Annotated in this window: 10 protein-coding genes and 1 other RNA gene; 6 read left to right on the top strand and 5 right to left on the bottom strand. The window is 41.4% G+C overall.

What is annotated here, in order from left to right:
- The first annotated feature begins 17 nt into the window (after positions 1-17).
- Positions 18-200, top strand: a non-coding RNA gene (ssrS, locus tag N1I87_RS02935) — 6S RNA.
- Positions 201-244: 44 nt separating this feature from the next.
- Here ssrS and N1I87_RS02930 read toward each other — a convergent pair.
- Complete coding sequence (locus N1I87_RS02930) at positions 245-1426, bottom strand: IS701 family transposase (protein ID WP_341100597.1); 1182 nt, start codon at positions 1424-1426, stop codon at positions 245-247.
- Between the two features lie 93 nt (positions 1427-1519).
- On the opposite strand from N1I87_RS02930, the gene N1I87_RS02925 reads away from it, so the two are divergent.
- A complete protein-coding gene (locus tag N1I87_RS02925; protein WP_341100596.1) occupies positions 1520-1765 on the top strand; it encodes a hypothetical protein in 246 nt (81 codons plus the stop codon).
- 567 nt (positions 1766-2332) lie between these two features.
- Here the strand turns inward: N1I87_RS02925 and bioA are convergent.
- Positions 2333-3694: an adenosylmethionine--8-amino-7-oxononanoate transaminase gene (gene bioA, locus N1I87_RS02920; protein WP_341100595.1), complete on the bottom strand. Its 1362-nt coding sequence runs from the start codon at positions 3692-3694 to the stop codon at positions 2333-2335.
- The gene (gene bioD / locus N1I87_RS02915) at positions 3669-4406 is read right to left on the bottom strand and encodes a dethiobiotin synthase (RefSeq protein ID WP_341100594.1); all 738 of its coding nucleotides are present in this window, start codon (positions 4404-4406) and stop codon (positions 3669-3671) included. Before bioD ends, bioA begins: the two co-directional genes overlap by 26 nt.
- 98 nt (positions 4407-4504) lie before the next feature.
- Here bioD and N1I87_RS02910 point away from each other — a divergent pair, with 98 nt between their 5' ends.
- Entirely contained in the window at positions 4505-5080 is a 576-nt protein-coding gene (locus N1I87_RS02910; RefSeq protein ID WP_003353921.1) for a biotin transporter BioY, read from the top strand.
- Between the two features lie 135 nt (positions 5081-5215).
- Here the strand turns inward: N1I87_RS02910 and N1I87_RS02905 are convergent, their stop codons facing one another.
- The gene (locus N1I87_RS02905) at positions 5216-5578 is read right to left on the bottom strand and encodes a VOC family protein (RefSeq protein WP_003353922.1); all 363 of its coding nucleotides are present in this window, start codon (positions 5576-5578) and stop codon (positions 5216-5218) included.
- Between the two features lie 258 nt (positions 5579-5836).
- On the opposite strand from N1I87_RS02905, the gene N1I87_RS02900 reads away from it, so the two are divergent.
- The 3 genes from N1I87_RS02900 (at position 5837) to N1I87_RS02890 (ending at position 8231) form a co-directional block, all read left to right on the top strand.
- Positions 5837-6727 carry a superoxide dismutase gene (locus N1I87_RS02900; protein ID WP_341100592.1) on the top strand — a complete coding sequence of 297 codons (891 nt, stop codon included), beginning with the start codon at positions 5837-5839 and terminating at the stop codon, positions 6725-6727.
- Positions 6728-7026: 299 nt separating this feature from the next.
- Complete coding sequence (locus N1I87_RS02895) at positions 7027-7218, top strand: H-type small acid-soluble spore protein (protein ID WP_003353924.1); 192 nt, start codon at positions 7027-7029, stop codon at positions 7216-7218.
- Positions 7219-7313: 95 nt separating this feature from the next.
- A complete protein-coding gene (locus N1I87_RS02890; protein ID WP_341100591.1) occupies positions 7314-8231 on the top strand; it encodes an LCP family glycopolymer transferase in 918 nt (305 codons plus the stop codon).
- Between the two features lie 169 nt (positions 8232-8400).
- Here the strand turns inward: N1I87_RS02890 and N1I87_RS02885 are convergent, their stop codons facing one another.
- A complete protein-coding gene (locus tag N1I87_RS02885) occupies positions 8401-10371 on the bottom strand; it encodes a methyl-accepting chemotaxis protein (RefSeq protein ID WP_341100590.1) in 1971 nt (656 codons plus the stop codon).
- Between the last annotated feature and the right edge of the window lie 414 nt (positions 10372-10785).

Below are 10785 nucleotides of genomic sequence, written 5' to 3'. Positions count from 1 at the left end.
TTCATTTAATATAGGAATACAAGCTGCGTTGTACGTAATGTTAATAAAGTTTTAACCTTTAAGCTGAAAAAGGGAGTTTTATATCGAAACCGGAATGTCAGGCCTTTGTCTTTAGACAAGAAGGAAGACAGGAACGTTTTTGCGAGCACCCACTTGGAGGAGTGTGGTTTAAAACTTTCTTACTGTAGTTGAGCAATTTTCATTACAATAATTACCATGTAAAAAGAGACAAACGGAGTACCCCTTATGCCACATGAAGCTGTTTTTTAACGACATCAATGGGAATATCTTGTTTCGCTGCATCGTAAATAAACTCCACGAGGCTATGTCCTTTCTTCTTTCGAAGGAAGTCAAGCCCGGTAGAGAAATCGCTGTTGGATTCGACCATACTGTACACATAAGCGAGTTGCACCAAGATCCAATACCGTTTCACCGCCCGACGCCCGCGAACGCGGTACCCATCGAGCTTCAGCTGGTCTTTCGCTTGTCGAAAAAAGCATTCGATCGACCAACGCTGGGCATAGTAGCGCAAGATCTCTTCATCGCTTAGCTCCCGGTCGGTGCTCAAGACGCAGTGAAGATGTTCAGGTGTCATCGGCTGATCGGCTTTCCAAGCCAACAACACAACGGCATCATCGAGACCTTTCAGCGCTCCCTCGTAGCGATACACGCGATAACGCTCTTCTCCCACCGTGACGAGATGGGTGTCGTTCGGTTCGATATAGCGGGCAAACTGTTTGGCTTGGATGGCGATGCCTTTTGGATAAAGAACCCGATTCGTCTTGAGCATCGCAATGACGTGGAATCCTTTTTTCAGGCAGGCTTCCACGAGTGTTTTCGATGGGTACCAAGAATCCATCAGCACATAAACAGAACCGTGCACATCCAAAGAAGAAAGCATCTCGATGGCCCATTGACCCTTGCTTTTCCCATCCGCCTTGTCGTAGAGGCGAAACGCAAAGGGAAAGGCTTGCGTCATCGTATGAACCATGAGCCAGACGAGAGAGTGTCCCCAAATCGACTTTTTGTCCGCGTGAGAATAATGCCAATTACACCCTTCAATAGCGTGTTTCGCCTGTGACGAAGGCTTCGTTTTTCGGCAGATCGTATCATCGATCGAAACAAAAATGGGGTGATTCTTTCGCTTGGCCGTTCGTTCCACATGACGAAGCATCCACTGTTGGAGTTTGCGAAGCAAGATTTCTTCATCCCAAGGGCTTTTCGTGAAAAAATGGCTCAGTGTCGTTCGATGGTTGGGATGAAAGCTCTCATGATGCAGATCGGTCAAGGTTCCCACAAATCCTTTCGTTGTCAGCGCATCGATAATATGAACGAGATGCTTCATGACCGGCTTAGAGAAATAAAGGGCCAGCCCCAACATTGCGAAAAACTTGTCGATTCCTTGGTGATGTGGTAGTCTATTCATGAGACATGAACCTCCTTGAGAATGGTTTGGTGACACATCTATTCTAATCAAGGAATCGGGTTCATGTCTCCTTTTTTGTTCGGATGTAAATTTATGTTAGTGAATTTGCTCATCTACAGTTTCTTAATTAGAATTACGGCAAAAGCGGCTTTTCAGCAAAAGAAACAAAAACAGTTCCCATCCGGAGCTGTTTTTTCTTTTGCATGGATGGAATACAAAGAAGAATTGAGTGGGAGGGAGCGATTAACTCCCGTCCTCTCACACCACCGTACGTACGGTTCCGTATACGGCGGTTCAATTAAGATCATTGACGCAAGTCTTTATAACTTCCGTGAATAGCTGTTCTCTTTATGCCAGTGGTCACTCCACCCTCCAAGAGGTCTCCCACGGGATTCACCGCTTCCTCCCTCAAGTGAGGTACTACGTTTTCTGTGTTCATCATGACTCACTGAATACCAAGGGCTATTCTCTCTTAATTGTTCGGTCCTTCTTAGTTGTTCTAGACCAACTAATACTATGACCTCTGCTGACTTCTGACGGTTCAGCTACTTATCACTAAGTAGGTTATGAAGAGTACTTCACATATCCGCCAGACCTCCCCGGGTAAGTACATGCACTTTCACACCATCTATCCGCCTCATTTACTCGATATGACCTTCGACAGAAAGAGCTTTGTTTTGTTATGCAAACTCACTCAATCATACCTAGCCTTATATGAGGTTCGTGTTCCTCGGACCGGTGTTTTGCCTCCAGCTTCCTTCAGATTCCGCGTCACCACGGACACCCTTGCTCTTGGCTAACCTCTACTTCTGTCTTCGGGGTTCGGGACTTACACCCTATAGTTCATGTACATGCCGGGCGCACATTGATAAAAGGGCGCCCTTATAAGACGCCCTTTTGTTGCGATCATGCGTGTTCTATCGCATATTCAGTCGTTGCCCAAAGAATGCCTTGATACAATATATCCACCATTTGCTTTAAGTCTTCATATGAGGCAGCTAGAGGAGGCATAAAGACGACCACATCCCCAAGCGGCCTTGTAATCATGCCCAATTCTCTCATTTTTAATGTAGCTTGGTATCCAACACGCTTCTCCCATGGATAGAGCTCTTTCGTCTGTTTATTTTGAACAAGCTCAATCCCGCAAATAAGTCCGAGCTGACGAACATCGCCAACATGTTCAAGCAAGGATACTTTTTCTAAAAGTTGAGACACATATTCGCTTTTCTCTTGTACTTGTTGAACAATATTTTCTTTCTCATACAGCTCCAAATTGGCAATGGCAGCGGCACAACCTAGCTGGTTTCCTGTATAAGAATGGCCATGAAACAGCGTTTTTAACTCTTCATACTCGCCATAAAAGGCTTCATACACTTCTTCAGAGGTTAGTGTAGCGGCCACTGGCAAATATCCTCCTGTCAGTCCTTTCGCCACCGTCATAATATCCGGCTGGACTCCTTCATGCTCGACGGCAAACATTTTTCCCGTACGACCAAATCCTGTCGCCACTTCATCCACAATGAACAAAATGTCAAACTCGCGGCATAAGTTTTCGACTTCTTTCAAATACCCCTTCGGCATTACATTCATGCCGCCTGCTCCTTGAACCATCGATTCCACCGTCATGCCAGCGATTTCATGATGGTGGTTGGAAAATAATTGCCGCAAACTATGTAACGCTTCCTCTTTGGCCGTTTTTTCATCGCCTGACGGATGATGATAAGCGGAAGGAAACGGTGCAACAAAAGCATCAAACAGTAATGATGTATACACTTTATGATAAAGATCAATGGACCCGACGCTCATCGTTCCGACTGTATCGCCATGATAGCCGTTCCCTAATGTTACAAACTTGGTTTTTTCTTTGATTCCTTTGTTTTGCCAATATTGGTAGGCCATTTTGACTGCGATTTCCACCGCCTCTGCCCCGCTGTCCGAATAAAATACCCGTTTCAACCGCTTCGGTGAAATTTGAATTAATTTTTCCGCCAGAATGATGGAAGGCACATTCGCCGCTCCAAGCAAAGTAGAATGTGCGATTTTATCTAACTGTTCTTTAATGGCTTCATCGAGTTCTTTTTTACGATGACCATGAATGTTAAGCCAAAGCGAAGAATTGCCGTCCAAATAAACATTTCCATAAATATCTTTTAGCCGCACCCCATCTCCGCTTTCAATAATAAGAGGATCGCGTTCATAATCTTTCATTTGAGTAAAAGGCAGCCATAAATACTGTTTGCTTTTACTTAATAGCTGATCCGGCGTCATTTAAAAGCACCCCTTTCAAACGCTTTTCATCCCAATTCGAAATCAATTGATCCCTTACCTCTTCCTCTTTCAAACGCTCGATCAGGTTGTCCATATAAGGCACAGATCCAATAACTGGCACATCCGTTAATTTTTTGACCATTATACGGTTATCTTCTTCAATTTCATGGTCATCCACATTTAATTGGTTGAAAATAATGCCTGCAATCGGAATATTCCGTTTTTTCAATGCCTCTATCGATAAAACGGTATGATTAATCGTTCCAAGTCCGGCTCTTGCCACTAGGATGACAGGATAAGACAATTCTTGCATAAAATCAATCATGCAATATCCTTCATCGGTGATGGGCACATATAAACCGCCCGCTCCTTCAAGAATGAGATGTTCGTATTTCGTTTCTAAAGAAGCGATTTGTTCTTTGATTTCATGGACAGGAATATGAACCCCTTCGAGACGGGCAGCCAAATGAGGTGAACTTGCTTTTTTTAATAGAATTCCATAAAACTCATTGTGAGATGTCGGTTTCGTTACCTTTTCATACACTACAGGGTCGGGTGCGTACCATTCCCCATTGCGCTGAATGGCCCCTGTTTGAATGGGCTTAAAAGAAAAAATGGGAATGTTTCTTTTTTGAAAAAAGTGAACAAGTAATGTTGTGATAACGGTTTTTCCTATATCCGTATCCGTTCCTGTTAAAAAAATAGCCGACATCATAATCCTCCTTTATTTGTAAACCTTTTTAAAAAAATGTTAACATATAAAAGGAAAATGCACAATTATTGAAATTTTGAGAATGAGGAGGATTTTCTATGAAACCTAAAGAAATGGTGCTGTGCGGAATGTTTGTTGCTTTAATGGCCGTTGGCGCCAATGTATCGCCTTATCTGACCATCGGCGGCGTTCCGGTCACACTACAACTGATGTTTGCCATTTTAGCTGGAGGAATTCTCGGAAGCCGATTAGGAGCCTTGGCCATGACTGCTTATGTCTTTGTCGGTTTGATGGGCATTCCTGTTTTCGCTGAATTTAAAGGAGGACTTTCAAGCATATTCAGCTCGACTTTCGGCTTTGTGATTTCTTTTATCTTTGTGGCGTATGCCGTGGGCAAATGCTTGCAAAAAGAAAAGCCCTCGAAATGGGCTTACATATGCGCCGGTCTGTCGAGTCTTTTCTTGAACTACATGATTGGCACTAATTTTATGTACTTTGCCCTTATGTTTTGGCTGGATGCACCGAAGGGATTCAGTTATGCTGTGGCATGGTCTTGGATGGCCGCCTACTTGCCTCTTGATCTCATCGTCACCACTTTGTCGCTTGCCCTTGTTCCAAAACTTCGTAAAGCGTTAAAACGGCAGCTGAGTGTGCATCCATCTGCAAAGGCATAAAGCTCTCTCTGAATCAAAAATACTGTAGTGGACTCGCTCAAAGATATATATAGGCAAAGGCCAGTCCTCTCTAGAGGAAGCTGACCTTTGCCGCTTTTACCGTATGATCCCTTGAGTTTCTGATGAAAATCACTCTCAGCCCTTTAACAAAAATTCATTGCCGTCTTCGTCCTTAAATTGGACATAGGTGCCCCATTGCATCTTTTTCGGCTCTCCTAAAAATTCAACGCCGTTTTTCTTCATCGTTTCATATGTTCCCATTATATCTTCACATTCAAATACAATGGAGGCTTTCCTGTTTTCCCAGCCTTCCATCATGGATTTAGGATAAATTACTAAATGAGATTCAGAACCGGCCGGAGCCACTTCCAGCCAAAAAGCATTGGGCCCCATTGGATGCTCTGCCATTACCTCAAATCCGACTTTTTTCGTCCAAAACTCTTTTGCTTTTTGTTGATCTTCCACATACACTGCGACTGTCGATATTTTTCTTATCATTGCTTTCCTCCCGATTTGTTTTATACTTTGCGTTTGCATTTTATCAAATTTTTTTCGTTAGTGGCTGCTATTTATTACCTTGTTGTCTAGTTCTATGAACCAAACCTTCTGTTCATCATTGAAGGAATTTTTTATATCGGTCCTAAGTGTCACCTTCCTATTTCTCATTAATACATTAAGGATAAAGCGGTATTTACCTAAAAATAGGTTTTATCTTGGAACAAACAGAAAAAGAAAAGACGTTTGAGGGGGAGAAGGATGGATTTTGAAGAAAAAGCGAAACAATATTTAGTCGAAGTGCAAAACTGGCTGCAAAACATACGAAAATTTCTCGATGAACAAGAGATGGAAGTTGATCCAAATATGTTGGTTGAGATTGATCGTATCTATCATGACGTGAAACATCAACTTCAGGAAGAAAACATAAGTGAGCCGGTTGTGTCCGAACTTCAACGTACAGTCCGGCAAATGAACCATCGTGTCGTTCAACTTTTTGAAAGAAATCAAATAAGAATTCGTGAATTTGTGCCGATCGGAAAACACGTGCTTCCGCCATTGCCATATGCATATAATGCCTTGGAACCGTATATTAGCGAAGAAATTATGAGACTTCACCATACAAAACATCATCAAAGTTATGTAGACGGGCTAAATACAGCAGAAGAAAAATTGAGAGAAGCAAGAAGAAGAAATCAGTTCGATTTAATCAAACATTGGGAACGGGAAGCAGCTTTTCACGGATCGGGTCATTATTTGCATACGATCTTTTGGGAAATCATGAATCCTAGAGGTGGTGGAAATCCGAAGGGAGAGCTGCTTGCTCAAATCAAAAAAGATTTCGGCAGTTACGAGTTATTTAAAAAGCATTTTTCAGAAGCAGCCAAAAAAGTCGAAGGAGTGGGCTGGGCCATTTTAGTTTGGTCGCCCCGATCGCGAAGACTGGAAATTTTGCAAGCAGAACGGCATCAATTTTTAACTCAATGGGATACCATTCCTCTTCTCGTTCTCGATGTTTGGGAACATGCTTATTATTTACAATATAAAAACGACAGAGGAAAATATGTAGATCAATGGTGGAATGTAGTGTATTGGCCGAATGTGGAAAAAAGATTTGCTGAGGCAAAGAAACTCAAATGGCAGCCTTATTAAAAAAGAAAATGGAGATGATTGCTCTTTTGAAAATAAATGAAAAGAACACCATCTGCAATACAGTGTAGAAAGGACGGTGGTCCTAAAGGAAACACCGTCTTTTTTCTTGTTGCTCATCTTTTTCCTAACCGAATGGCCAACACGAAAAATATCGACATCCAGACTTTTTAAAAATTCCTTGCGACATCCTTACATTCGCTGCGTGCATCTAAACGCCCCCCTTTCATCATCAAAAATGAATAAAAACGTCCATGCCGCAAAAACTGAAAATAACTCTTTAAAAGTTGGAGGCCCGAACAATGGAATTAAAACGTGTAAAACAAATACTTTCTTCACCTGCCGATATTAAAGTTTTATATGAAGGAACTTCCGTTTGGATTGACGGAGTGGACGAAAACACAAAATTGGCCACCGTTCACGCCAGAAACCCACTATTGGAAGAAAGAACACAAGTACCAATAAAAGATTTAATCGAAGATGACGGGGCCTGACCCCCTTAATACTTTAAAGCATTAAGGGGGTCAGGCCCCCTATGAATATGGTATAATTCAACCATAGTTCTAAGGTGAAAGTTGAGGAATCCCATATGTTGAAAAAACTGTTGAAAATCCTGTCCATCATAGTGGTCTTAATCGTCTTGGGCGGGGGTGGCTATGCCTATTATTTGTATCATTCCGCCAAAGAAGCGGCTGATAAAATGCATCAAAACATTCCTTTCGATAATGGCCGCGATCAGTCGGATAAAACGAAAAAAAGCGAACCTATTTCCATTCTTCTTATGGGAGTGGACGAGCGTAAAAATGACAGAGGCCGCTCCGACACTTTGATTGTCATGACGCTTAATCCGCAAAAAGAGAAAATGCAAATGGTCAGCATTCCTAGGGATACGCGAACAAAAATCGTCGGAAAAGGAACCATGGATAAAATAAATCATGCATACGCATTCGGTGGAACAAAGATGGCAATCAATACCGTTGAACAGTTTACAGGTATCCCTATTGACTATTTTATCCGCATTAATATGGAAGCGCTAAGTGGTTTAGTCGATGCCGTCGGCGGTATTACGGTTGATAATCATCTGGATTGGTACGATGAAGGATATTACAAAAAAGGCTATCATTACAAAAAAGGGAAGATTGAACTTGACGGACCAAAAGCACTAGGCTATGTCAGAATGCGCCATTTGGATCCAAACGGGGATTTCGGCCGAAATCAGCGTGAACGGCAAGTCATAACAGCCATTCTGCACAAAGCTACCAGTATATCCTCTGTGACTCATTATCAAGATATTTTGAATACGCTGGGCAACAACGTAAAAACGAATCTTACTTTTCAGGATATGATGAATATTCGATCCAATTACCGCAGCTGTCTATCCAACATAGAAAATTATGAAATCAAAGGAACAGGCCAAAAGATCAACGGCATTTATTATTTGATTGTTCCTGACGAAGAAAAAGCAAAAGTGACACATATGCTAAAGGAAAATTTACAAAGCGAATAAACATGTCTGCCATCTGACAGACATCATCTCAAACAACCTGCCCAAGACGAAAAAACAACATTTATCCTTATACATGGAACGAAGAAAGGACATGGCCCTACGGCGATGTCCTTTCTTGAACCTTCAGTTTTCATTCTTCATTGTACTATTCTGCGAACATGCAAATGGGTTAATATTTAAAATTAGAAATTACCTCTTTGAGCTCTTCCGCCATAGAAGAAAGCAATTTTGCTGATGCTGAGATTTCTTCCATGGAAGCTAATTGTTCTTCCGTTGAAGACGCTACTTCTTCGGATGTGGCTGCGTTGTTTTGCGCTATATTGGCCAATTCATTGGCCATTGCCGCAACCTCTTGGACTTCGGCGGATATTTTTTGCGCCGTTGAGGAAATATCCTGGATTTTAGGAGCAACCTCTCTCATACTATGTAAAATTCCCTCAAACTTTTCAAAGGCTTCATTGGTGATTTTTAACCCTTCTTCTACATCTTCTGTCGTTTTAGACATAATTTGTACCGTATTGCCTGTATCTTGTTGTATTCCTTGAATTAATTCAAAAATTTGCTTCGCCGACTCTTGCGATTGCTCGGCTAATTTTCGGACTTCTTCCGCTACGACCGCAAAACCTCTACCTTCTTCGCCAGCTCTAGCTGCTTCAATGGCGGCGTTAAGAGCCAGAAGATTTGTCTGGTCTGCGATTCCGGTAATAACATCCAATATTTTTCCAATTTGCTTTGAACGCTCTGCTAAAGATTGGATAGCCTCTTCTGACACTTGAACGGATTCATGAATGGAATTCATTTGATCGACCGTCTTCTGAACAGCCTTTTCTCCTTCTTCCGCCTGCAATGTGGATTGTTTAGAAAGCTCCGCTACATTCATGGAATTTTCGGCAATCTTTGTAATTCCTGATGAGATTGTATTTAAAGACTGAGCATTTTTATCAATACCGTTTGTCTGCGTTTCCGCATTGCTTGCCACCTCTTGAATGGAAGATGCGACCTGTTCAGTAACTAAACTTGTTTGTTCAGCGCTCGCTGTTAATTCCTCAGCGGACGAAGCGACTTGTTCCGCACTGAGTTCTATTTTTTGAATTAATGTACGCAGATTTTCTTGCATTTGATTAAAAGCATGGCCTAATTGACCGATCTCGTCGTTTACTTTTATTTCAATTTGTTCAGTGAGGTTGCCTCTGCTGATGGTAATCGCTTTATTTTTTAATACTCTAAGACGGGCAAGAATGGAATAGATAATAAAGTAGACGATTATCGCCCCAAGAACAGAAGAAATGATGATCACGAGCAACGTTTTACGGAGAATAGGCGCAACGGCATCATCCACTTCGGAGATCGACATATTTCCTACTACTTTCCATCCCGTTAACGGATTCGTCGTATAACTGTATAATTTCTCTTTGCCATTCAAAGTATAATGAAATTCCCCTGTATTACTAGCAAATAATTTATCATAAAAGCTGCTGTCTGCTTTTGATCCGGATTTTAGATTAGGATGGGCAACGATCTTCTTATTACGATCGATCAGGAACGCATATCCTTCTTTTCCTACCTTCACTTTTTCCACTAAATCTTTAATCTTGTTTAATCTTATATTGATCGCCACGACGCCAGAACCATCATTGGTTGTTTTGCATATGGTGACCACAGTTTCACCAGTAGAGGCCGTTTTTTCAGGATCCGTCACTACTACTTGCCCTTTATGATTCATAGCTTCCGAATACCAATATCTCTGTCTCGGATCATAGCCGGAAGGCATCTTAAATCTTGGCATTTGAACATATAATCCATTTTTAGTGCCGACAAAAATACTCACTACTTCCGGATGCAAATCTACATATTCTTTAAAAATTCTGCGAAGTTCGGGACTGTCATCGCCTTTATACAGACGAGATGAGACGGTTTTCGAAAAGTAATCGATATCATTTACTTTTGGTTTGATGCTGTTGTCAATAAGTGTGTTCACTAGCTTCACATTTTCATTAACACTTGTGAAAATTTGATTTTGAATTTGATCTTTAGCCGAATTGTATGCCAATGATCCTACAACAATCGAAGGAAGCAGTAAAATAACAGCAAAAGAAACGATGAGTTTTGATCTCAATCCGCTGAATAGTTTTATCTTCACTTTTCATACCTCTTTCATTAATAGTTTTGAAGATTCACTCTTAAACAAACTACTTAAAGTAAAACAAGTCTAGCTGTGTGTATCAAAAGATTTTTTTAGAACGGGATAAAAGTAGAAGCTTCGCTGCTTTTTTAGGTCTTATTACCCATCAATCTCTTTGCGTTTTTGCCATTATGTAGTTCTTAACGACTATTTAGCAACCAAAAAGAAAAACCGATCACTCCGATCTTGAGCCGCGGTTATGACATTCTTCAAAACTATGATCCTTTCCTAATATCAAACGAACCGTTTCACACCTAAAAAAGCGCTTTCCTCGTTTAAATCGTGAACACCACTGCAGCGGACCGATTAAAATGACTTTTGACTCTGAATGCGCTCTCTCCCTTCCTATTGAATTTCTCCTGTTCCCTCTTA

This window comes from Bacillus sp. FSL W8-0102, from assembly GCF_038007225.1.
GTDB lineage: Bacteria > Bacillota > Bacilli > Bacillales > DSM-4216 > Bacillus_O > Bacillus_O smithii.
This window is presented reverse-complemented; position numbering and strand designations above follow the sequence as displayed.

Excerpts from the sequence above, each read along its gene's own strand:
- N1I87_RS02910 (WP_003353921.1), top strand. The coding sequence starts at position 4,505 with ATGAAACCTAAAGAAATGGTGCTGTGCGGAATGTTTGTTGCTTTAATG.
- N1I87_RS02895 (WP_003353924.1), top strand. The coding sequence starts at position 7,027 with ATGGAATTAAAACGTGTAAAACAAATACTTTCTTCACCTGCCGATATT.
- N1I87_RS02905 (WP_003353922.1), bottom strand. The coding sequence starts at position 5,578 with ATGATAAGAAAAATATCGACAGTCGCAGTGTATGTGGAAGATCAACAA.
- N1I87_RS02930 (WP_341100597.1), bottom strand. The coding sequence starts at position 1,426 with ATGAATAGACTACCACATCACCAAGGAATCGACAAGTTTTTCGCAATG.
- N1I87_RS02925 (WP_341100596.1), top strand. The coding sequence starts at position 1,520 with ATGTTAGTGAATTTGCTCATCTACAGTTTCTTAATTAGAATTACGGCA.
- N1I87_RS02890 (WP_341100591.1), top strand. The coding sequence starts at position 7,314 with ATGTTGAAAAAACTGTTGAAAATCCTGTCCATCATAGTGGTCTTAATC.
- N1I87_RS02900 (WP_341100592.1), top strand. The coding sequence starts at position 5,837 with ATGGATTTTGAAGAAAAAGCGAAACAATATTTAGTCGAAGTGCAAAAC.
- bioA (WP_341100595.1), bottom strand. The coding sequence starts at position 3,694 with ATGACGCCGGATCAGCTATTAAGTAAAAGCAAACAGTATTTATGGCTG.
- bioD (WP_341100594.1), bottom strand. The coding sequence starts at position 4,406 with ATGTCGGCTATTTTTTTAACAGGAACGGATACGGATATAGGAAAAACC.